This is a genomic window from Streptococcus mitis, from assembly GCF_000722755.1.
GTDB lineage: Bacteria > Bacillota > Bacilli > Lactobacillales > Streptococcaceae > Streptococcus > Streptococcus mitis_CM.
In genome coordinates this window covers 70,635-92,446 of the sequence record NZ_JPFY01000010.1, presented here as the reverse complement: position 1 = coordinate 92,446, position 21,812 = coordinate 70,635, and the positions used below count along the sequence as shown (strand labels likewise).

Below are 21,812 nucleotides of genomic sequence, written 5' to 3'. Positions count from 1 at the left end.
TCGTCTCTACATTGTGACACTGAACTTAGTTAAAAATGATTATATTTGAATAACTTTGATTTTGTAGTGTAAATTCTACTGTAAAATATACAAACTAATTCATATTTTGTCAAAAAGTTTCAAGCATACAATTATTAACTTTATTTCTCATACAATCTATCAATAAAAAGTTATAGAATAATTTCTCTTTACTTATCTAATGAAAACTTTGACAATACTATTTCCAAGGGTTGTAAAATCGTCCCTGATTCTGCAAAATAAGTAGTAAACTAGCTACTAAAAACAAGGTTGCCAAGAGCAAGGTAAGATAGTCTCCTTTTTTCAAGGCCTGATAACTATACCAAGTGCGTTTTTTCTCTTTCCCAAAGCGTCGAAGCTCCATGGCGGTCGCAATGGTATCAATGCGTTCCAAGGAACTGAAAATCAAGGGAGTAATAATGCGCAGATTGCCTTTGATTCGTTGCATAAGAGAAGCCTTCTTGGATAATTCCATCCCACGCGCCTCCTGAGACATCTTGATAGTAAAGAATTCTTCCTGCAAATCTGGAATATAGCGCAAGGTCAGGCTGACAGAATAGGCAATCTTGTAAGGCACACCAATTTGATTTAAACTAGAAGCAAACTGACTAGGATGAGTTGTCATCAAAAAGATAATAGCTAGAGGAATGGTGCAAAGATACTTAATGGCCAGATTTAGCAGATAAAAGAGCTCTTGACTGGTCAAAGTGTAGGCACCGATTCCCTGCCAAATCACATTTCTCTCTCCGTAAAGTCCAACCCCATACTCAGGAGAAAAGAGATAGACCATAAAGACATTTAAAACAGCAAATACAGTCGCAAAAACTGCCACAAAGGAAACATCTTTAAAACGAATTTCTGACAAATAGAGGAGAAAGACTGAAAAGACTGCAATCAGCACAAGCAGTCTGGTATCATAGCTAATCATGGCCGCCAATGACACGAGGATGAAAAAGAGGAGTTTCCCAGCTCCTGACAAGCGATGAATCACAGTATCTCTATGCTGGTAACCGATTAATTTAGCTTGCATCCTTCTCTCCTTTCTTTGTAAAATGCCGTTAAAGCAAGTGGATCCACGTCTAGTTTCTTAGCCAAGTTGAAGATAGAGGTCTCTTTTAGATTGGCTTTTACTAACAACTCAGGATTGCTCAACAGACTAGCTGGATCAGTATCGGCAATCAATTCCCCATCCACCATGACAAGAGCTCGGTCTGAATAATCCAGCATCAATTGCATATCATGGGTAATCATAACAATCGTATGCCCTTTTTGATGCAGTTCTTCGAGAAATTCCATAATCTCAGTATAGTTCTTCTGGTCTTGACCTGCTGTCGGTTCATCTAAGAGGATAATTTCAGCCCCCAAGACCAAAATCGAGGCAATAGTGACGCGTTTTTTCTGACCAAATGACAGGGCAGAAATAGGCCAATTACGGAATTCATAGAGACCACAGATTTTCAAGGTTTCATAGACTTTCGTTTCAATTTCCTGCTCGTCTACACCTCGCAAACGAAGCCCCAGAGCCACCTCATCAAAAATCATATTGGTCGAAATCATTTGATTAGGATTTTGCAGCACATAGCCTACTCGTTCCGCCCGCTCTGCAACAGAATCTTCTTTGATATCCTGCCCTTCCCACAGATAGCGACCTTCCGTCTGGATAAAGCTACTCAAAGTCTTGGCTAGAGTTGACTTCCCTGCTCCGTTTTTCCCAACAATGGCAATCTTGTCACCCTTTTTAATATCCAAATGTAGGGACTTTAAAATCGGTCTATCATCATAAGCAAAAGAAACATCCTCTAATCTAAAAAGTGACTGCAATTCTGACGTCTCTTTTGCCAATTCCGTCTGTAACTGAACCTGACATTTTGAGATGGACAAGCTATCTAGATCTGCTAATTGTTCTTCCTTAACTAAATCCACACCCAATTGACGGAGAGTGGTTAGATAAAGGGGTTCTCGAATTCCATTTTGGGTCAATAAATCAGTCGCCAGTAGCTGGTCAGGGCTCCCATTAAAGAGAATACTACCATCATTGATCAAGACAATCCGATCGACAGGGCGATGCAGAACATCCTCCAAACGGTGCTCGATAATAAGGGTCGTCGTCCCCTCCTCCTTATGAATCTGGTCAATCAATTCGATAATATCCTGACCTGACTTGGGATCCAGATTGGCGAGCGGCTCATCAAACAAAAGAATCGGACTCTCATCAATCAAGACACCAGCCAGACTGACTCGCTGCTTTTGTCCACCGGACAAATCCTGAGGACGCTGATTCAGTAAAGAAATAAGATCTAGCTTTTCAGCCCATTTATGAACACGACTTTTCATGTCATCTAGAGCTGTCACGTCATTTTCCAGAGCAAAAGCCAAATCCTCTGCCACAGACAGACCGATAAACTGCCCATCTGTATCCTGCAAAACCGTGCTAACCAGATGAGATTTATCATAGATACTCATATCAAAGGCCACTTGCCCCTTGATCAAAAATTCTCCAGACATCTGACCCTTGTAAATATTTGGAATAATTCCATTCAAACACTGACCCAAGGTAGACTTGCCTGACCCAGATGGCCCAACAATTAAGACTTTCTCTCCCTTGTAAATGGTCAAGTCCACTCCTTTCAAGGTCGGTTCTTGTTGTGTTTCATACCGGAAAGAGAAATCCTTCCACTCAATTATAGCTTCTTTCATCTTACTCTCTTCATTCGCTTCTTAGACTTCTATTTTATCATAAATTAACCCCTTCTTGCAGTCTCTTCTCTTAAAATCTTAGCGCCAACAAGATTCCTATCCTAGACTGGTTATCTGACTAGCCAATAAACAGTGAAAAAGACTGGTCACCCAGCCTTTTCCTTTATCTTAGTCCTTTTTCAAACTTCCTGAACGAGTCTGCGTACGTGAATAAGCTAGCAAGAGAAGGGTTCCTGCGATAGCTACAGTTACAGCATTACCAATACCTGCAACAATCCCTTGAGCAAATACTTTTTCTGCCGCTTCTTGATAAATCACAACATCTCCAAGTGGTGCCAAGACACCCCAAACAAGAGCATTTGCAATAATCTGAATGAGGTTAAAGAAGACAATATCCTTCAATTCAAAAACACCCTGAGTTACTCGAATGTATTTTCTAAAGAGGCCTACAACTAGACCAAAGAGACCACTAGCAATAATCCATGTCCACCAAAGACCGTAGCCAGCAATAGCGTCCTTCACCGCATGCCCAATTAAGCCAACAAGTAATCCCACTAGAGGGCCAAAAATGATAGACAAGAGGGTCTGTACCGCATACTGAAGCTGGATGCTTGTATTTGGAACAGGTGTCGGAATGTTAATCATCCCGATGACAACAAAGAGGGCAGCCCCAACACCGATAGCAACAACTTGTTTAATTGATTGATTTTTCATCTATATTCTCCTATTTTATGATTCTATTTTCTTTATTTCAATGGTCCAAGATGAACCGACACCCACATTGTAAGCTTTGGCAAAGGAACCTTGGTTAATTGCCAGACCTAAACGATAGAGAGAGTTGATGTAAAGGATGGGTTGCCCAATTCTCACATCAGCAAATGATTTGCCATAGACAACCTGATTTTGATAGACCAGCATATCAGCATGATAGATGGTCACTTCAAAACGATCACCAAATTCTGGTTCTAGCTTGTAAAATTCTTCCCGTGTGATAGAGGTCCAAAGCGAACCGAAACGCACATCCAGAATATCAATAGCTCCCTTCACCAAATGATCTTCTATGATAGTCTCTACAACTGGAAGCTCCACAATCCGATCCACACTGAGCTCTGGTCCCACTTCCTCAAAAGTAATGTGACCACTGGCTAGTTTAGCACCAGTATAGGCATAAACATCACGACCATGGAAAGTATAAGAATGCTCTGTATTTTGACGTCGATTGGCCACTTCAGAAATCTCACGAATAGCTACAATACCAACGTGTTTCTTGATAAAGGAAAGAGTACCATTGTCTGGTGTGACAATGTATTGATTTTTTGCAGTTTTGGCAACCACACTCTTACGTTTCGAGCCGACACCTGGATCGACAACCGATACAAAAGTCGTTCCCTCAGGCCAGTAGTCCACCGTCTGAAAGAGACGGTAGCTCCCCTCAAAAATATTATAAGGCGTGATATCGTGCGTCAAGTGATGGATTTTTAAGGTTAGAGATTCTTCTAAAGCCACTCCAATCATAGCCGATACCGCACCATCAACCAGACCAAAGTCTGATTGTAATACCAGTAAATTATTATTCATTTTATCTCCTTGTATATCCTTTATCATACCATATTTCAGAGAAAGGTGCTAATAGCTATTTCAATTGCTTAGGGTATAGTTTTACCTTATAGCAAATTTCCTACTAAAAACTCTGGTGATTAGCTAGTAGGTGCATTTTTTCTTGAAAAAAGGTATGATAGTTACATAATGAAGAAGTAGGTTTTATTATGAAAATTATCCTTGTCGGAGGGGGAAAAGTTGGTTCTGCCCTCTGTCGCTCCTTGGTTGCAGAAAAGCATGATGTTTTGCTGATTGAGCAAGACGAAGCTGTTCTCAATCATATTGTTAATCGCTTTGATATCATGGGCATCCTTGGTAACGGGGCCGATTTTACCATCCTTGAGCAAGCCAGTGTCCAGGATTGTGATATCTTTATCGCCCTGACTGAATACGATGAAGTGAACATGATTGCAGCTGTTCTAGCCAAAAAAATGGGAGCTAAAGAGACCATCGTTCGTGTGCGGAACCCTGAATATTCTAACTCTTATTTCAAGGAAAAGAATATTCTCGGTTTTTCTCTTATCGTTAACCCTGAGCTCTTGGCTGCTCGTGCTATCGCGAATATCATTGACTTCCCCAACGCCCTCTCTGTCGAACGTTTCTTTGGTGGACGGGTCAGCTTGATGGAATTCACTGTTAAATCCTCCAGTGGTCTTTGCCAAATGCCCATTTCTGATTTTCGGAAAAAATTTGGCAATGTCATTGTCTGTGCGATAGAGAGGGATCATCAAATTATCATTCCAAGCGGTGACATGACTGTACAGGATAAAGATAGAATCTTTGTCACTGGTAACCGTGTTGACATGATGCTCTTCCATAATTATTTCAAGTCTCGTGCCGTGAAGAGTCTTCTTATTGTTGGAGCTGGTAGAATTGCCTATTATCTACTAGGTATCCTCAAAGACAGTCGTATCGATACCAAGGTTATTGAAATCAATCCTGAAATCGCTAGCTTCTTTAGCGAGAAATTCCCAAACCTCTACATCGTTCAAGGAGATGGTACCGCAAAAGATATCCTGCTGGAAGAAAGTGCTCAAAACTATGATGCCGTTGCGACTCTAACAGGGGTCGATGAGGAAAATCTGATTACCTCTATGTTCCTTGACAGGGTAGGTGTGCAGAAAAATATTACTAAGGTCAATCGTACCAGTCTCCTCGAGATTATCAATGCGCCTGATTTTTCAAGTATCATCACACCTAAAAGCATCGCTGTAGATACAATCATGCACTTTATTCGTGGTCGGGTTAATGCCCAGTATTCAGACCTTCAGGCCATGCACCATCTAGCCAATGGCCAAATCGAAACCCTACAATTCCATATCAAGGAAGCCAATAAAATGACTGCCAAACCTCTTTCTCAACTGAAATTGAAAAAAGGGGTTCTGATTGCAGCTATCATTCGAAAGGGCAAGACTATTTTCCCAACTGGGGAGGATATGCTGGAAGTTGGAGACAAGCTCCTAGTAACAACCCTGTTGCCAAACATCACCAAGATTTATGACTTGATTGCGAGGTAAGAAATGAATAAAAGTATGATTCGTTACCTCCTTTCAAAATTACTTTTGATTGAAGCTGTTCTTCTTTTGGTTCCTGTGTCTGTCGCTGTCTATTACCGTGAATCGAGCCAAGTCTTTACGGCCCTCTTTTCAACAATAGGGATCCTCGTATTACTAGGCGGTTCAGGAATTTTACAAAAGCCCAAAAATCAACGAATTTACGCCAAAGAGGGAATCTTGATTGTAGCCCTCTGTTGGATCCTTTGGTCTTTCTTTGGCGGTCTCCCCTTTGTTTTTGCTGGGCAAATTCCCAGCGTTATCGATGCCTTTTTTGAAATCAGTTCGGGCTTTACAACTACTGGAGCAACTATTCTGAACGACGTTTCAGTTCTCAGTCGTTCCCTCCTCTTCTGGCGAAGTTTTACCCACTTGATTGGAGGGATGGGGGTGCTTGTTTTTGCGCTTGCTATTATGGATAATGCCAAGAATAGCCACCTAGAAGTAATGAAGGCTGAGGTTCCTGGTCCTGTTTTTGGTAAAGTAGTATCCAAACTAAAAAACACTGCCCAGATTCTCTATCTCCTTTATCTAGCTCTCTTCTCCCTCTTTGTCATCATCTATTATCTGGCTGGCATGCCCCTATTTGATAGTTTTGTCATTGCCATGGGAACAGCAGGTACAGGAGGTTTTACAGTCTATAACGATGGAATTGCCCACTATGGTAGCTCACTGATTACCTATCTGGTTAGTATCGGGGTTTTGGTTTTTGGGGTAAATTTCAATCTCTACTACTACCTCATGCTCCGTCGCGTCAAAGCCTTCTTTGGTGACGAGGAACTTCGTGCTTACTTGATCATCGTGCTAGTTTCTACAGGCTTGATTAGCCTTAATACCCTCTATCTCTACTCAGGATTTTCCAAGAGCTTTGAAATGGCCTTCTTCCAGGTTTCCAATATCATTACAACGACTGGTTTTGGTTACGGGGATATTACCAACTGGCCTCTCTTCTCCCAGTTTATCCTTCTCTTCCTCATGGGAATCGGTGGTTCTGCTGGTTCAACCGCAGGTGGACTCAAGGTTATTCGAGGCCTCATCCTTTCAAAAATTGCCAAAAACCAAATTTTGTCAATCCTATCGCCCCACCGTGTTTTGACCCTCCATGTTAATAAAACGGTGATTGACAAAGATACCCAGCATAAGATTCTCAAGTACTTTGTCATCTATTCTATGATTTTGCTATCCCTTATCTTTATTGTCAGCCTAGATAGCAACAATTTTCTGGTTGTGACCAGTGCTGTCTTTAGCTGTTTCAATAATATAGGACCTATTCTAGGAACCACTTCTAGTTTCTCAATCTTTAGTCCTATCTCAAAAATTCTCCTCTCCTTTGCAATGATTGCAGGTCGATTAGAGATTTACCCAATCCTACTTCTCTTTATGAAGAGAACTTGGTCTAAGAGATAAAATACAACCACACCTTGTGTCTTACAAAGTGTGGTGTTTTTCTTTATCCCAAAACCAATTCATCACTGACTAGACTTTGGCCACTATTTTTCTGGAAGAGATGCATGAGGTCTTCAACTGTCAGATGCTTTTTCTCTTCTCCCTTGACATCCACCACTATCTTACCCTGATAGAGCATAATGAGACGATTGCCGTACTCAATCGCATGGTTCATATCGTGGGTAATCATCAAAGTCGTCAACTGATGGTGTTCCACAATTTTTTGCGTCAAATCCATCACCATTTGACTAGTTTTCGGGTCAAGTGCCGCAGTATGTTCATCCAAAAGCAAAAGTTTGGGTTTCACTAGAGCTGCCATGACTAGGGTCAAAGCCTGTCTTTGTCCTCCTGAGAGATATTGAGTATCTACTTTTAAGCGGTTTTCAAGACCAATATTCAACTCCTTCAAGGCCTCTTGGAACTGGATTCTATTCTTCTCCTTCACGCCCCAACCAAGCCCTCTCTTCTGCCCGCGTCTCAATGCAATAGCCATATTCTCCTCAATCGTCAAACGAGAAGCTGTTCCCATCTTAGGATCTTGAAAAACACGGGCGATATCCTTGGCTCTCTTTCTTACACTCAGATTTTTAATGGATTTACCTGCCAATAAAAGGTCCCCTTCATCCACCGATAGATTGCCAGCCAAGATATTCATCAAAGTGGATTTCCCTGCTCCATTTCCACCAATCACAGAGATAAAATCTCCCTCTTCAACCTCTAAATCTAATCCTTTGAGGACATGGTTCTCATTGACCGTCCCTGCTTCAAATGTTTTGTGAATATTTTCAAGTGTTAACAAACTTGCCATAACTTTCTCCTCCTATTCATTTCTCAATTTTAGACCACGAATCTTTAATCTCTTTTGCAATTCTGGCGCAAATAAAACTAAGGCTAACAAGATTGCATTAAAGAGACGAACCAGGTTTTGATCTAGATTTGGAATTTCATAGATATTTAAAATAATCAAACGGTATACAATAGCACCAATTCCGATGGATAACAAGCGGCCTCCAATGGTCAAGTCGTGTATCAAGACTTCCGCAATAATGACTGCACTCAAACCAACAACGATAGTTCCTGTCCCAGAAGTCACATCTGAAAATCCATCATTTTGGGCAAACAAGGAACCACATAGGGCAATCAAGCCGTTTGAAATCATGTAACCAACAATCTTCATGGTGTCTACATTGACCCCATTGGCCTCACTCATCGGAATATTGTCCCCAGTCGAACGCAAGACCAAGCCAATCTCTGTTTTCATCAAAAGAGTCAAGACCAAACAAACAAGTAAGAGACAGGCCAAACTAAGTGAGAAAACAGCTTCTTCATTTGACAGCCCTAAGATTGCCAATTGTTTAAAGACAGTTGAAGAATCTCCCAAGGAAAGATTGGGCACGCTACCCATGATTTTAATATTGATTGAATAAAGCCCTGTCAAGGTCACAATCCCTGTCAAGAGAGCAGGGATTTTCATCTTGGTGTGGAGCATTCCTGATACAAGACCTGCTACCATACCTGCCAGCAAAGCAAGTAAAGTCGCAATCCAAGGATTTGTCCCTGCCTGTATCTGTGATACGACGACAGCTGCCCCCAGAGGAAAGGCTCCTTCAGCAGTCATATCCGCAATATCCAAAATACGGAAAGTCAAGTAGACCCCAATCGCCATAATCGACCACAACAAACCTTCTGATAAACTAGATAACACAAAATTCATCTTAAACCTCCTTATTCCTTGCCTTCTAACTTACTAATATCAATTCCTAGTGCATCTGCCATTTCTTGATTGGTATGCAATTCCAGTTTTTCAGGCAACTCAACTGCTATATTTTCTGGCTTTTCACCTTTTAAGACACGAATCAACATGCGTGCTGTCTGACGCCCCAATTCTTCATAATTGGTACCGTAGTTATACAAGCCACCAACAGCAATCATTTCTGTTGAACCACCGAATACTGGAACCTTGTGTTTAATAGAAACCTGCTTGACTGTTTCCATGGTTGACGAAATGATATTATCCGTTGGCACAAAAACCATATCCACCTCTGCCATCAAGCTCTCTGCTGCCACCTTGACGTTGTTACTGTCCAAGATTGTTTTTTCAACAACGGTAAAGCCTTTTTCTTCCAGAAGTCGCTTAGCTTCATCCTTTTGGACAACTGAATTGGGCTCGCTCTGAGTATAGAGGATTCCAATCGTTTTAGCTTTTGGCAACACTTTCTTTATCAAATTGATTTGGGTTGAAATGGCATCTGATGACTGATCGCTTGTCCCAGTTACATTGCCCCCAGGATGCTCTCTTGACTCAACCAACTTGGCACTGACAGGATCTGTTACCGCTGAAAAAATAACCGGTGTCGTTTGTGTTGTATTGGCCAAGCTCTGAGCAGAAGGCGTTGCGATGGCTAGAACGACATCACTAGATTCTGCTAGTTGCTGGGAAATGGTTTTTAGATTTCTTTGCTCACCCTGTGCATTTTGCAAATCAATATCGATATTTTTCCCCTCAACATAGCCTTGCTTAGCCAGCTCATCCACAAAACCTTCTCTAGTAGCGTCTAGGGACTGGTGAGTAATAAACTGGGAAATACCGATACGAAACACATCTTTTTTCTTATCCGCCTTCAACTGATGCAAGCTGATCAGAGAGATCAAGAGGATCCCCACTACCAAGAGAGGGGCTAGTAATTTTCGAACAACTTTCATAATGAAACTCCTTCTCAGAAAAGATAAAACTCAATGAAAATCAAAGAGCAAACTAGGAAACTAGCCGCAGGCTGTACTTGAGTACGGCAAGGCGACGTTGACGTGGTTTGAATTTGATTTTCGAAGAGTATAAAACAAAAAACCGCCTAGATAATACCTAAACGGATGCTTGAAATAATCTAACAAGTTATAACTTTGCTAGTCCATTTAGATATTCATCTATATGGACCACAATCAAAAATCTTAGCCACATAGATACAAACAAATTGCTTGAACTGTTTGCATCCATGGTGACATGTCTACAAACACTATCTAAAGTAGCTAAAGTAAAAGTTTTGATTCATCGTTACAGCTTGTCTCTTATTCATTTCTTTTTCTGCTTTCTTTTTTGATGTTTCCTATCTTACCACCTTTTTTATCAGCTGTCAAGAATATTTCAGAATTTTTTAAAATTTTTCGAAAATTCTTTCAGGGAGCTTTCAAAGCTTTTCAAATCAGTCCAACAAAAAAGGGTTTATAATTTCCATAAAAATTGACATGGAAATTATAAAACCATTATTAGTTTAGTCCTTTTTGATAACGTGCCAATTCGGCTTGGTTAGCCCAAACATAGTGACCTGGACGGATTTCTACCATAGATGGCTTATCTGTCTCATAATCATGTTGATCTGGATCATATACTTTCAAGACCTTCTTGCGTTCCAAGATTGGATCTGGTATAGGTACCGCTGAAAGCAAAGCCTGAGTATATGGATGAATTGGATTGTTAAACAATTCTTCTGTTTCTGCAACCTCTACAATAACACCCTTGTAAATAACCGCGATACGATCTGAAATAAAACGAACAACCGACAAGTCATGGGCGATAAAGAGATAGGTCAAGCCAAGTTCTTTTTGGAATTTTTTGAGCAAGTTTAAGACTTGAGCACGAACAGAAACGTCCAAGGCTGAAATGGGCTCATCCGCAATAACAAAGTCTGGTTGCATCACCAAGGCACGGGCAATACCGATACGTTGACGTTGACCACCTGAGAATTCATGAGGGTAACGAGTCAAGTGCTCAGCAAGAAGACCTACTTCACGGATAATATTTTGAACTTTCTCTTTACGTTCTTCTTCATCCTTGAACAGATGATGATTGTAAAGACCTTCAGAAATAATATAATCAACAGTGGCACGTTCATTCAAACTTGCAGCAGGGTCTTGGAAAATCATCTGGATACGACGAATCAATTCCGCAGCTTGTTCACGCGATTTCTTACCATTAATCTTTTGACCATCAAAAATGATATCCCCATTACTTGTATCATTTAGACCAATGATGGCACGACCAATAGTTGTTTTCCCACTACCTGACTCACCAACAAGCGAGAACGTTTCTCCCTTGTTGATAAAGAAGTTAGCATTTTTAACCGCGACAAACTTCTTACTTCCTTCACCGAAGGAAATTTCTAAATCTTTGATTTCTACTAATTTTTCAGACATTTCCTTCCTCCTAGTCTGCCAGATGGGCAAATCCCATTTTTTCACGGATTTTATCGTGGAGATTTGCAATCACAGCTGGTTTTTCTACTTTTGGAGCATCCTCATGAAGAAGCCAAGTTTTAGCCCAATGCGTCTCTGATACTGAGAATTGAGGAGCTTTTTGTTCGAAGTCAATCTGCATTGCATAGTCTGAACGCAAGGCAAAGGCATCCCCTTTCAAGTCAGTATAAAGTGACGGAGGTGTTCCTGGGATTGAGTAAAGATCCCCTTTATCATCAGCAAGCTGAGGCAAGCTAGACAAGAGACTCCATGTATATGGATGGCGAGGGTCATAGAAGACTTCCTCAACAGTTCCATACTCAACGATTTCTCCTGCATACATAACCGCTACCTTATCCGCAATACTTGCTACCACACCAAGGTCGTGGGTGATAAAGATTGTTGTGAAATGGTACTCGTTTTGTAAAGATTTTAGCAAATCAATAATCTGTGCTTGGATGGTCACATCCAAGGCAGTCGTTGGCTCATCACAGATCAAGACATCAGGTCGACAGGCAAGGGCAATCGCAATAACGATACGTTGACGCATTCCTCCAGAATATTGGAATGGGTATTCATCAAAACGTCTATCTGCTTCTGGAATCCCAACCTTATTCATGTAGTCAATTGCCAATTCTTTCGCTTCTTTAGGCGTTTTTCCTTGGTGTTTTACAATAACTTCTGTAATCTGACTACCAATTGTTTTAATTGGGTCCAAACTAGTCATTGGATCTTGGAAGATAGTCGCAATCTTAGCACCACGAATTTGTTCCCAATCCTTATGAGAAGATAGAGCTGTCAAATCTTGACCACGGTAGTCAATGCTTCCTTGGGCAATGCGACCATTTTCTTCAAGCATACCTGTGAAGGTCTTTGTCAAAACAGATTTCCCTGATCCTGACTCACCTACCAAGGCTAATACTTCTCCTTCAACTAGTTCAAGGGAAACGCCTCGAATGGCTGTCAATACTTTGTCACGAACGTCAAATTCCACGACAATATCGCGAGCAGTCAAAATTACATTTTTTCTTTTGTCATTTCTACTCCTATCTATGTGTACGTGGATCACTAGCATCCGCTAAGTTTTGACCAACTACGAAAAGGGACAAGGATACCAAGACAAGAGTTGTCAATGGAATCCAGAACAAGTAAGCATTTGTTGTTACGTTTTGTGAATAATCTGAAATCAAACGCCCCAAACTTGGCACGGTAATCGGTAATCCAAGACCAAAGAATGACAAGAAGGCTTCGTATGAGATAAAGCTTGGAAGCATTTGAGTCATGGTTGTCACAATAACAGATACCAATTGTGGCATGATGTTTTTGGCAACAATCTTTAAGGTTGGTGTTCCCAAAGTACGTGACGCCAAGTTGTATTCCAAATCACGATAACGCAAGATTTGCACACGGATCATGAAGGCAATCCCAATCCATGTTGTTACACTCATGGCAAAAATCAGATTCCAGAATCCAGCTCCGATTGAGTAAGTCAAGACAATGACAATCAAAAGAGATGGGATGTTTGAGATGACGTTATAAACTTCCATCATCACACGGTCAACTGATTTTGAAATTCCCCAAATACCACCGACAAAAACACCGATAACCAAGTTAATCACTGTCGCAATCACAGAAATGAGGATAGAGTTACGCGCTCCGAACCAGACACCGTCAAAGAGAGATTTACCGTTACTGTCTGTACCAAACCAATGCTCAGCATTTGGCTTGATATAACGAACACTAAAATCGTTTACCTTGCTGACATCATTGAAATCAAACTTAGAAAACATTGGGTAGATGAAACTCATCAAAATGATAGCTACCAAGATTCCCAACATGACTACAGTTGATTTCTTCTTCATAAATTGTCTAAACACTGAGCCCCAGTATGAATAAGCTGGCGCATCAATGGCTTCAGAGGCAAAATCGTCACGTTTTACGAACTGAAATTTACTTTTATCAATTGTAGACATTATTTGCCTCCTTTCTCAGTCAATTTAATACGTGGGTCAATCATGGTCATCCAAATATCTCCTAAAAGAAGAGAGAAGATAGAAATACATGTAAAGATGAAGACAAGACCTACGACCATAGAGTTGTTTGATGCTTTGACAGAATCAATCAACATTTTACCCATACCTGGGAAGGCGAAGACTGTTTCCGTTAATGTAGCACCACCGATAACCCCGATAACGGCACCAGGGATACCTGATACCAACGGTACCATAGCATTTTTAAATATGTGTTTGTTTGAAATTTCTTTTTCAGACAAACCTTTTGCACGAGCAAAACGAACAAAGTCCTGTGATTGCAAGTCAATCATGTAACGACGAATCCAAATAGCTGTACCAGGAGCACCCAACAAACCAAGGATAACTGCTGGTAAAACATACGAACGCCAATCTCCAGCACCCAAGATAGGGAATGAATCTGGCAAGCCAATTGAAGAACCAGCCAAACGAACGATATAAACCAAGGCAATTGTTGGAAGAGCCATCAAGAAGGTCAAAGCCCCTGTTGAAAAGCTATCAATCCAAGTATTCTTGAAGCGAGCCATAGCTGAACCAAGTGGCACAGCAATCGCATAAGAAATCACCAAACCGATCAATCCAACGACTGCAGAGCTAGCAATCATAGAAGGATATTGGTAGTTGCTTTCAGTTGCAGTATATGGATCATCTTTCCCATAGTTAGCCACTTCACGAGAGTCAGCCTGACTAGGTGATTTGTAGGTTCTTGAGTAAATATTTACAGAAGAAGTTTTCTTACCTGTTGGGAACTGAACTTGAGATGTTTTTGTTTGCCCTTGTCCTTGAGTAATAACCTGTAAAACAGGGCTATTAGCATAGGTTGGATAAGAGTCACCTAAATTAATGTTCACAAAGTTTTGATGCACAAACGGGAACTGGCTGTTGAAGTACAAGAGATATTTGTGTTTAGTTCCTGAACCAACCAAGGACCATCCGATAGCTGGATCATTTTCAAAACGAAGGTAACGTTTCAAGTCTGGATTTTCAGGGTCTTGAATTTTATTTGTATGATCAATGTCAATCAAGTTAGCATAGAATTTGAAAACACGTTCAAAAATCGGGATTTCACGCGTAGCGTAGAATTGGCCACTTTCAGTAAATTCTCCCAGGGTCCAACCATGACCGATTTGTTTGATGTATTTTTCATAGATAGCCTTGTTGGTATCATTGGCTTCAACTGTTACAGAAGCATCCATCTGGCTAGCTTTTTCTTGCAACTCTTTAGTATCGTAGTACTCGATATAGCCCATACGCTCATAAACGGTATTCTCATAGTTATCACGTTTATCAGCAGTTGTCGCAATCTTGTTATAGTTGGTATCCTGTTTGAAAATCAATTTTCTAGGAACCATTGTATAGATAATCGTGTAAGTCAAGGTTGTTACTAAGAAGATAGAAACCAATGACCGCAAAACACGCATAAAAATATATTTTTTCATATCATTTCCTTTAAAAATCCCAAAAGAACCTTCTCCTCATGGAGAGAAAGTTCTATTGAAAATTATTTACTTCACATGACTTGCCAATTCTTTTTGAGCTTTCTCGTTTGACTCAGTCTTTTCTTTCAACCATTTTTCACGAGCTTTTTCATACTCTTCTTTGGTGATTGCTTTTTCACCAACTTCAGTGTACTTCAAGTATCCTGAATTTTCACCTTTAAGGCCGGCTACTGAATATGAAGAGCTAAATGGTAGAACTTTTGAAACATATGAAACGGCTGTTTCTTTTGGAGAAGCCATTACTGGAATTGTCAAAGCATTATCAGTCAACCAAGCTTGTGCCACCGCGTATTTTTCATAACGTTTTTGAACATCTTGGTTTTCGCTGTTTGCGTCATCGAGTAATTTTCCATAGTCAGCTAAACCAAGTTTGCTTACTACTGATGCATCTGTGTTTTGGTCAATACCAAGGTAAAGGCGAGTGCTTCCTCCCTTAAGGACGAATTGATCCAAGAAAGTAGAAGGATCTTGATAGTCAGGGTTCCATCCTAGCAAGGTATGGATATCCCAGTCTTGCTCTTTAGCTGTTGGAGCGCTAAATGAAATTGGTAAAGCTTCTGCTTGAGTCATTTGTTGTAAGTCTACAACAACATTATCTGAACCCAATACTTTTTCAATTGATTGTTTCAATGATTGAACACGGTTTACAACCGCTGTTGATTCTTGGATTACCAAGGCATCCAAGTGGATTGGGAATTCAACACCTTCAGCTTGTAGGCTTGATTTTGCTTTAGCAAAGACTTCTTTCGCTTTTTCTTCATTGTAAAGGCCATTTTGAGAATCTGCTAGAGACACGTTTGACCAAGTAGAAGAATTTGTCTTAGCCAAGCTATCTTGTACCAATTCACCAAATGTTTTCTTACCAACTTGAAGATTATAAGGTGCAAACGTATTACGGATGGCTACTGCAGCTCCATCAGTACCATTTGTTTGAGCTGAGTAAGAATTGCGATCGACAGCAAAGTTCAAGGCTTGACGGAATTCCTTGTTTAGCAATGCTTTCTGAGTAGATGTCTTTTGAGCATCACTTGTTTTGGCAGTGTGGTTATAGGTTGTACGGCCATAGTTCAAGCTGACAGTTGCAACACCCGCTCCTGGTTCATTAAAGTAAATGTTATCTTTAAAGTCAGCTGCATATTTTTCATATGTAGAACTTGTAGGGAAGATACGAGCCTTGCTATATTGACCATCAGCAAAACCTTTAGCAATCACATCTTGGTCCTTACCATCCCAGAAAGTGAACTTAACGTTCTCAATTTTTACATTTTCTTTGTCCCAGTAAGCATCATTTTTAGCCATCTCGATAGATGATTTTGGGGTTACAGATTTTAAGACAAATGGACCGTTATAAAGAATAGAGTTAGCATCGGTTGGGGCACCAAAACCTTCCCCTTTTGAAGTTAAGAATTCTTCATTAACCGGCATCAAAACACCACTAGTGGTCTTGTCATTCCAGAAAGTTTCTGGCTGGTTCAAGGTATATTCTAGTGTTTGATCATCAAGCGCTTTTACTCCAACGGTTGAAAAATCGCTTGTTTCACCCTTAATATAGGCTTCTAATCCCTTAATAGAAGAGCTAACGATTGAAAGTCCTTTTGATTTTCCATCTACAGCATGTTTCAAACCAGTAACGAAGTCTTTAGCAGTTACAGGAGCATATTCTTCTCCCTCTGCTGTCACCCATTTAGCATCCTTACGGATTTTATAGGTATAAGTCAAACCATCTTTTGAAACTGTCCATGATTCAGCAATAGAAGGAACCAGGTTACCATATTTATCATTAGCCAACAAACCATCTACAGCATTTGTTGTGACGAATGATGTTGAATCGATATTGCTGACGATATAATCCAAGGTTTCTGGATCTGTTTGATAAACATATTGGTAATCTTTTGCTAGTTTAGCATTATTTGAACTAGTGTTTGAACACGCAGCTAGAACTCCTGACGCTAATAAGGTAGCTCCCGCTACAGCAAGCACTTGACTTTTTTTCATTTATTTACTCCTCTTATAAATAAAGTATAGGTTATCATCAATTATATCATAGATTTCAAGAAAAGTAAACGAATTTTCAGAATATTTAGGCTTATTGACACAAAAAATCTGAAAAAGCTATTGACTGAAAATCATTTTCAAGGTATAATAATAAACGTTAAGGCGGTATAGCCAAGTGGTAAGGCACGGCTCTGCAAAAGCTTGATCGTCGGTTCAAATCCGTCTACCGCCTTCTATAACTTGATTTTTCAAGTTTCATTTAAACAGAAAGCCCAGTTTAAAGGGCTTTTTTTATTTTCTTCGGATAAATACATATAACTTACAAAAACTTTTGGGGTGAATTTGGGGCAAACTTCTTTTTAGGAGACAATCTTTTGATACTCAATGAAAATCAAAGAGCAAACTAGGAAACTAGCCGCAGGCTGTACTTGCGTACGGCAAGGCGACGTTGACGCGGTTTGAATTTGATTTTCGAAGAGTATGAAATCAACTGAAAAAGCTTCGTCACACCTGGTGACAAAAGCCTCTAGTTTACTCTGTTTCTTCTTCTATTTCAACTTCGGTAATTTGGACTTTTACCTTGGTAACACGTCCATTTTTCACTTTATCATTGGTTAGGATAAGCTGCTTGTTTTGACTGACTAATTCATAACTGAGTTTCTCAGTCGTTGGAATGGTCCCAACTCCTGTCAAATAGTAACCAGCGATGGTATCAACGTCATCACTTTCCAGTTCAACATCAAAGTAGTCATTAAAATCATTGAGATTCATGGTACCTTGAACAATATAAGTATCTTCTCCAATTTTATGAACTTCGATTTCAGCCTTATCTGTTTCGTCATCGATTTCGCCAACGATTTCCTCTAAGAGGTCTTCCAGGGTCACCAAACCAGCCATCCCACCGTATTCATCCAGCAAGATTGCCATTTGTCTTTGGGTATTGCGCAGTTCTTTTAACAAGTCATCCACAAAAATAGTTTCAGGAACAAAAAGTGGATCTTGTAAGATTTTCTTCCAAACAATATTGTCAAAACCGTCCACAAAGCCCGCATTAAGGAGACTCTTGGTATGAATGATTCCAATCACGTTATCCTTGTCTCCATCATAGACAGGGATACGAGAATAATTTTGTTTTAAAATACTTTGGATGATGGTTTGACTATCATCTTGAATATCGACCATGAAGGCATCCGTTCGAGGAACCATGACCTCTCTGGCCATTAATTCGTCCAGTGAAAAGATTCCTTGTAACATTTCAATTTCGTCAGCATCTAGTGTTTCTTCACTATTGGTCAACATGTACTCAATTTCATCACGGGTCATTTTTTCATCAGCATCGTCAAAGGTCATAGGAGTCAAGCGACTCAAGAGATTGGTAGATGCAGACAAGAGCCAAACAAAGGGACTAACTAGTTTCCCAAGCCCAATGATAACTGGCGCTGTACGAATCGCCAAGGCATCCTTTAGATTAAGAGCGATTCTCTTAGGATACAATTCCCCAAAAACGATGGAAATATAAGTCAAAAATGCTAAAGATAGAAAACTTGCAACGGCATAAGCTGTTTCGCCATTTCCAAGCCAAGATGCAATTTCTCGTCCCAGAGTTTCTGCCAAACTCGCCCCTGATAAGATCGTAATCAGGGTAATCCCTACTTGAATGGTTGATAAAAAGTGGTTAGGATTTTCTAGTACCTTCAGCAGACGGATATAGCGTCTATCTCCTTCTTCTGCCTTTTGTTCAACCCGCGCACGGTTAAGTGAAACCATGGCCATTTCTGTGGCTGAGAAAAAGGCATTTAACACCGTCAAGATAAACAATAAAACAAATTGTAGCAACAAATTCTGACTACTTGGGTCTTCCATAGTTCTTCTCCTAAAATAGTATCTTATCCTTTATTATATCACAAAATATAGTCCAGTACATATTATTTTTTCTCATACTCTTCGAAGGTCTCTTCAAACCACGTCAGCTTCATCTGCAACCTCAAAGATGTGCTTTGAGCAACCTGCGGCTAGCTTCCTAGTTTGCACTTTGATTTTCTTTGAGTATCAGTGTCTATTGTAGCCCTGCTTAAACTAGTAAAAAAGAACTCCTATATCCACAAGTGACATAGGAGTTTATGTTATCTTTTACTGAGTTACCGTTACTTCTCCAGTTCGGTAATCCAGTTGAAGACCTTTTTGAACATTGGGAACTAGAACATTAAATTCCAATTCTCCGTCTGAAGACTTGGCTTCAATCTGTGAAGCTGAAGGAACTAAATCCTCGTTTGAAGCATAATAAAGAGTTACACGGTAACGGACACGCTTGTTTTGGTCCAAGGCTTTACGTACCATGCTTTCATAGTAGTTTTGACCAGTCGAATCCTCGGCTTGAGCCTGATTTGCCCAGGCTGTTTGAACAGCAATGTTTTTAGGATTGCTTGTCGAGGCATCAAAACCATCCAAGCCACCGATTAAGGCATAGCCTAACAAGTGACCTCTATCAACCGCATGGGTATAAGTACCCTTTAGATTCTTAACCTGATGCCAGCCTGGAGGAGTCCAAGAAGTCGAACCATTCCCAGTTTCTTCACGATTCTTGTACTGGCGAGTAGCCTTAGACAAGAGGGCATTTGCTACGGTTGGCACTGTTTCCTTGCCTACTGTCTTTGTTTTATTATCAGCGTAGGGCTTACTTGAAACCTTGGCATCTAGATTTGTTTTATTGCCATTAACGATAAAAGCACCTGAGCCATTCCACTCCAGACTCCCTTTTATTTGACTCTTGACTGCGTCTGTTAAGACACTTTCTGCCAATGCTTGACTAGGAGCTTCAGACGCTTGTTTTTTCTGACTAACCTTTGTTTTAGGACTATTAGCTGTCGACTGCATCTGCTTGATATAGTAGCTTCCCGCAGATAAGAGTAATAACACTAGCAGCCCGATCAGTGTCTGTCTTGTTTTTTTATCCATTTTTCTCCTTATCTCTAGAAAAAGACTGGTTCTCCAGCCTAATTTCCTGTAAATTTATGAATCAATTCCTGCCATTTTGCTGGAGACAGGATAGCCCATGGATCTTGATCCTTGCCCAAGATTCCATAACCTACCATTAAGCCGATACCTAGGGCTAGAGCACCTAAAAACAGCACCAAAATGACTAGAAGTAAACGCTTGATTACGTAGCTTGATTTCTTATTCATCTTCATCACTTGCCTCAATCCGCTGAATCTTAGCACCTAGCTGCGCCAACTTCTCATGGAAACGGTAGTAACCTCTATCCAAGTGAACCAATTTACCGACCACAGTTTCTCCTTGCGCTACCAAACCTGTCAAAATCAAGGCTGCGCTAGCACGAAGGTCAGTTGAAAGAACTTCTGCTCCCTGTAAAGTTTGGCCACCAATAATACGAGCTGTGTCACGGATAATCTCAGAGTGTAAGCCCATGCGACGCATTTCTTCTAGGTGTTGGAAACGATTTTCAAAAACTGTCTCCACCATAGTTGATTCGCCTTTTGCGACGGTCATCAAGGCTGTAAATTGAGCCTGCATATCTGTTGGAAATCCTGGATGGGGCAAGGTTTTCACATGAACAGCTTTTAGATTTTCTAGTTGAGAGCGAACTCGAATCCCTTCAGTCTCCTCTGTCACTTCCACTCCCATTTCAAGCAATTTGGCAATCAAGGGACGGTTGTGCTCCCAAACAGCATCTTTAATCAAGACATCACCACCAGTCATAGCAGCAGCTACCATAAAGGTTCCTGCTTCGATACGGTCTTGGACCACATTGTGAGTCGTACCATGAAGTTTCTCAACACCGGTAATGGTAATGGTCTCTGTGCCAGCACCCTTAACCTTAGCTCCCATTTCATTGAGGAGAATGGCTAGGTCCACAATCTCAGGCTCACGCGCAGCATTTTCAATCACTGTCACCCCATCAGCCAGAGTCGCTGCCATCATCAAGTTCTGCGTAGCACCAACACTTGGGAAGTCCATGTAGATATGAGCTCCATGTAAGCGATCAGCCTTGGCTTCGATGTAACCAGCTGTCTGACTAATCTTAGCCCCCATAGCTTCTAGACCTTTCAAATGAAGATCAATAGGGCGGCTACCAATCGTACAACCACCTGGCATGGATACCTTAGCATGACCTACACGGGCAAGAATTGGTCCCAAGACAACGATAGATGCACGCATCTTGCTGACATACTTGTAAGGAGCTTCCTCAGTGATATCGCCAGTCGCGTCCACCTCAACAAGATGAGCTTCTTCATTAAAATCCACCTTGGCATTCAAACCACGAACCACCTGATTCATAGTGAAAACATCTGACAAAATCGGAACATTCTGCAAGACGGTCTTTCCTTCACTTGCTAGAATAGTCGCTGCCAACAAGGGCAAGACTGCATTCTTTGCTCCTTCTATCGTAACACTTCCTACCAGACGATTATCGCCACCTTGAACCACAATTTTTTCCATACTTATTTCCTTTACTCTTGATTTTATAATAATCCTCTAAGCGCTTCTTGCCACAACTGATACAGGCCGATAAAGAAAGAACTCATGATGTAGCCCATTACAATGCTGAAAAGAGCTATCAATAAACGAACTTTTCTTGTATTCTCAGCTGTCACTTTTAAAACCTTTTCCCATCTAACAAGATCCTTTAAAAGGTAAAAACTCACATAAATAAAGAGCATATGACTGCTTAGAGTGAATAATAATTGAACCATTTGACTATTATACCATCTTCTCTGTTTGTGCGCTAG

At 40.6% G+C, this 21,812-nt stretch carries 19 protein-coding genes and 1 tRNA gene; 3 read left to right on the top strand and 17 right to left on the bottom strand.

Annotated features, from left to right (window positions below; translation table 11 throughout):
- Nucleotides 1–217 precede the first annotated feature (217 nt).
- The 4 genes from SK578_RS01635 to SK578_RS01620 all read right to left on the bottom strand — a co-directional run bounded on the left by SK578_RS01635 (nucleotide 218) and on the right by SK578_RS01620 (nucleotide 4,293).
- Entirely contained in the window at nucleotides 218–1,048 is an 831-nt protein-coding gene (locus SK578_RS01635; RefSeq protein ID WP_042750056.1) for an energy-coupling factor transporter transmembrane component T family protein, read from the bottom strand.
- Complete coding sequence (locus tag SK578_RS01630) at nucleotides 1,033–2,715, bottom strand: ABC transporter ATP-binding protein (protein ID WP_042750054.1); 1,683 nt, start codon at nucleotides 2,713–2,715, stop codon at nucleotides 1,033–1,035. The genes SK578_RS01635 and SK578_RS01630 overlap by 16 nt, the downstream gene beginning before the upstream one ends.
- A gap of 168 nt (nucleotides 2,716–2,883) precedes the next feature.
- Complete coding sequence (locus SK578_RS01625; protein WP_042750053.1) at nucleotides 2,884–3,429, bottom strand: ECF-type riboflavin transporter substrate-binding protein; 546 nt, start codon at nucleotides 3,427–3,429, stop codon at nucleotides 2,884–2,886.
- A 15-nt stretch (nucleotides 3,430–3,444) separates the two neighbouring features.
- Nucleotides 3,445–4,293 carry an SAM hydrolase/SAM-dependent halogenase family protein gene (locus SK578_RS01620; protein ID WP_042750051.1) on the bottom strand — a complete coding sequence of 283 codons (849 nt, stop codon included), beginning with the start codon at nucleotides 4,291–4,293 and terminating at the stop codon, nucleotides 3,445–3,447.
- Nucleotides 4,294–4,481: 188 nt separating this feature from the next.
- Here SK578_RS01620 and trkA point away from each other — a divergent pair, with 188 nt between their 5' ends.
- Nucleotides 4,482–5,831 (top strand): Trk system potassium transporter TrkA, encoded by a 1,350-nt coding sequence (gene trkA / locus SK578_RS01615; RefSeq protein ID WP_042750050.1) that lies wholly within the window; start codon nucleotides 4,482–4,484, stop codon nucleotides 5,829–5,831.
- Between the two features lie 3 nt (nucleotides 5,832–5,834).
- Nucleotides 5,835–7,274, top strand: a complete 1,440-nt coding sequence (locus SK578_RS01610) for a TrkH family potassium uptake protein (protein ID WP_042750049.1) — start codon at nucleotides 5,835–5,837, stop codon at nucleotides 7,272–7,274.
- 43 nt (nucleotides 7,275–7,317) lie between these two features.
- Here the strand turns inward: SK578_RS01610 and SK578_RS01605 are convergent, their stop codons facing one another.
- The 8 genes from SK578_RS01605 to SK578_RS01570 all read right to left on the bottom strand — a co-directional run bounded on the left by SK578_RS01605 (nucleotide 7,318) and on the right by SK578_RS01570 (nucleotide 17,064).
- A complete protein-coding gene (locus SK578_RS01605; RefSeq protein ID WP_042750048.1) occupies nucleotides 7,318–8,121 on the bottom strand; it encodes an ABC transporter ATP-binding protein in 804 nt (267 codons plus the stop codon).
- A gap of 12 nt (nucleotides 8,122–8,133) precedes the next feature.
- Entirely contained in the window at nucleotides 8,134–9,027 is an 894-nt protein-coding gene (locus tag SK578_RS01600; RefSeq protein WP_042750045.1) for an ABC transporter permease, read from the bottom strand.
- Nucleotides 9,028–9,038: 11 nt separating this feature from the next.
- Entirely contained in the window at nucleotides 9,039–10,016 is a 978-nt protein-coding gene (locus tag SK578_RS01595) for an ABC transporter substrate-binding protein (protein WP_042750044.1), read from the bottom strand.
- Nucleotides 10,017–10,574: 558 nt separating this feature from the next.
- Nucleotides 10,575–11,501, bottom strand: coding sequence for an ATP-binding cassette domain-containing protein (locus SK578_RS01590; protein WP_042750043.1), 927 nt, complete (start codon nucleotides 11,499–11,501; stop codon nucleotides 10,575–10,577).
- 10 nt (nucleotides 11,502–11,511) lie between these two features.
- A complete protein-coding gene (locus tag SK578_RS01585) occupies nucleotides 11,512–12,615 on the bottom strand; it encodes an ABC transporter ATP-binding protein (RefSeq protein ID WP_050491230.1) in 1,104 nt (367 codons plus the stop codon).
- On the bottom strand, nucleotides 12,587–13,513 hold the full coding sequence (gene oppC / locus SK578_RS01580; RefSeq protein WP_042750039.1) for an oligopeptide ABC transporter permease OppC: 927 nt from the start codon (nucleotides 13,511–13,513) through the stop codon (nucleotides 12,587–12,589). The genes SK578_RS01585 and oppC overlap by 29 nt, the downstream gene beginning before the upstream one ends.
- Nucleotides 13,513–15,009 carry an ABC transporter permease gene (locus SK578_RS01575; protein WP_042750037.1) on the bottom strand — a complete coding sequence of 499 codons (1,497 nt, stop codon included), beginning with the start codon at nucleotides 15,007–15,009 and terminating at the stop codon, nucleotides 13,513–13,515. The genes oppC and SK578_RS01575 overlap by 1 nt, the downstream gene beginning before the upstream one ends.
- A gap of 66 nt (nucleotides 15,010–15,075) precedes the next feature.
- The gene (locus SK578_RS01570; RefSeq protein ID WP_000749582.1) at nucleotides 15,076–17,064 is read right to left on the bottom strand and encodes a peptide ABC transporter substrate-binding protein; all 1,989 of its coding nucleotides are present in this window, start codon (nucleotides 17,062–17,064) and stop codon (nucleotides 15,076–15,078) included.
- Nucleotides 17,065–17,225: 161 nt separating this feature from the next.
- Here SK578_RS01570 and SK578_RS01565 point away from each other — a divergent pair.
- Nucleotides 17,226–17,296 (top strand) — tRNA-Cys (locus SK578_RS01565).
- Between the two features lie 299 nt (nucleotides 17,297–17,595).
- On the opposite strand, the gene SK578_RS01560 is transcribed toward SK578_RS01565, so the two are convergent.
- The 5 genes from SK578_RS01560 to SK578_RS01540 form a co-directional block, all read right to left on the bottom strand.
- Nucleotides 17,596–18,927, bottom strand: a complete 1,332-nt coding sequence (locus tag SK578_RS01560) for a hemolysin family protein (protein ID WP_042750034.1) — start codon at nucleotides 18,925–18,927, stop codon at nucleotides 17,596–17,598.
- 267 nt (nucleotides 18,928–19,194) lie between these two features.
- Complete coding sequence (endA, locus tag SK578_RS01555) at nucleotides 19,195–20,019, bottom strand: DNA-entry nuclease EndA (RefSeq protein WP_042750033.1); 825 nt, start codon at nucleotides 20,017–20,019, stop codon at nucleotides 19,195–19,197.
- A 38-nt stretch (nucleotides 20,020–20,057) separates the two neighbouring features.
- Nucleotides 20,058–20,246, bottom strand: a complete 189-nt coding sequence (locus tag SK578_RS01550) for a DNA-directed RNA polymerase subunit beta (RefSeq protein ID WP_042750083.1) — start codon at nucleotides 20,244–20,246, stop codon at nucleotides 20,058–20,060.
- Nucleotides 20,239–21,522, bottom strand: coding sequence for a UDP-N-acetylglucosamine 1-carboxyvinyltransferase (gene murA, locus SK578_RS01545; protein ID WP_042750032.1), 1,284 nt, complete (start codon nucleotides 21,520–21,522; stop codon nucleotides 20,239–20,241). The genes SK578_RS01550 and murA overlap by 8 nt, the downstream gene beginning before the upstream one ends.
- Nucleotides 21,523–21,545: 23 nt before the next feature.
- Nucleotides 21,546–21,776, bottom strand: a complete 231-nt coding sequence (locus SK578_RS01540; RefSeq protein ID WP_080709933.1) for a DUF1146 family protein — start codon at nucleotides 21,774–21,776, stop codon at nucleotides 21,546–21,548.
- Between the last annotated feature and the right edge of the window lie 36 nt (nucleotides 21,777–21,812).

What these genes read in the sequence shown, in the direction of transcription:
- SK578_RS01635 (WP_042750056.1), bottom strand. Translation starts at nt 1,048, where the DNA reads ATGCAAGCTAAATTAATCGGTTACCAGCATAGAGATACTGTGATTCAT.
- SK578_RS01630 (WP_042750054.1), bottom strand. Translation starts at nt 2,715, where the DNA reads ATGAAAGAAGCTATAATTGAGTGGAAGGATTTCTCTTTCCGGTATGAA.
- SK578_RS01625 (WP_042750053.1), bottom strand. Translation starts at nt 3,429, where the DNA reads ATGAAAAATCAATCAATTAAACAAGTTGTTGCTATCGGTGTTGGGGCT.
- SK578_RS01620 (WP_042750051.1), bottom strand. Translation starts at nt 4,293, where the DNA reads ATGAATAATAATTTACTGGTATTACAATCAGACTTTGGTCTGGTTGAT.
- trkA (WP_042750050.1), top strand. Translation starts at nt 4,482, where the DNA reads ATGAAAATTATCCTTGTCGGAGGGGGAAAAGTTGGTTCTGCCCTCTGT.
- SK578_RS01610 (WP_042750049.1), top strand. Translation starts at nt 5,835, where the DNA reads ATGAATAAAAGTATGATTCGTTACCTCCTTTCAAAATTACTTTTGATT.
- SK578_RS01605 (WP_042750048.1), bottom strand. Translation starts at nt 8,121, where the DNA reads ATGGCAAGTTTGTTAACACTTGAAAATATTCACAAAACATTTGAAGCA.
- SK578_RS01600 (WP_042750045.1), bottom strand. Translation starts at nt 9,027, where the DNA reads ATGAATTTTGTGTTATCTAGTTTATCAGAAGGTTTGTTGTGGTCGATT.
- SK578_RS01595 (WP_042750044.1), bottom strand. Translation starts at nt 10,016, where the DNA reads ATGAAAGTTGTTCGAAAATTACTAGCCCCTCTCTTGGTAGTGGGGATC.
- SK578_RS01590 (WP_042750043.1), bottom strand. Translation starts at nt 11,501, where the DNA reads ATGTCTGAAAAATTAGTAGAAATCAAAGATTTAGAAATTTCCTTCGGT.
- SK578_RS01585 (WP_050491230.1), bottom strand. Translation starts at nt 12,615, where the DNA reads ATGCTAGTGATCCACGTACACATAGATAGGAGTAGAAATGACAAAAGA.
- oppC (WP_042750039.1), bottom strand. Translation starts at nt 13,513, where the DNA reads ATGTCTACAATTGATAAAAGTAAATTTCAGTTCGTAAAACGTGACGAT.
- SK578_RS01575 (WP_042750037.1), bottom strand. Translation starts at nt 15,009, where the DNA reads ATGAAAAAATATATTTTTATGCGTGTTTTGCGGTCATTGGTTTCTATC.
- SK578_RS01570 (WP_000749582.1), bottom strand. Translation starts at nt 17,064, where the DNA reads ATGAAAAAAAGTCAAGTGCTTGCTGTAGCGGGAGCTACCTTATTAGCG.
- SK578_RS01560 (WP_042750034.1), bottom strand. Translation starts at nt 18,927, where the DNA reads ATGGAAGACCCAAGTAGTCAGAATTTGTTGCTACAATTTGTTTTATTG.
- endA (WP_042750033.1), bottom strand. Translation starts at nt 20,019, where the DNA reads ATGGATAAAAAAACAAGACAGACACTGATCGGGCTGCTAGTGTTATTA.
- SK578_RS01550 (WP_042750083.1), bottom strand. Translation starts at nt 20,246, where the DNA reads ATGAATAAGAAATCAAGCTACGTAATCAAGCGTTTACTTCTAGTCATT.
- murA (WP_042750032.1), bottom strand. Translation starts at nt 21,522, where the DNA reads ATGGAAAAAATTGTGGTTCAAGGTGGCGATAATCGTCTGGTAGGAAGT.
- SK578_RS01540 (WP_080709933.1), bottom strand. Translation starts at nt 21,776, where the DNA reads ATGGTTCAATTATTATTCACTCTAAGCAGTCATATGCTCTTTATTTAT.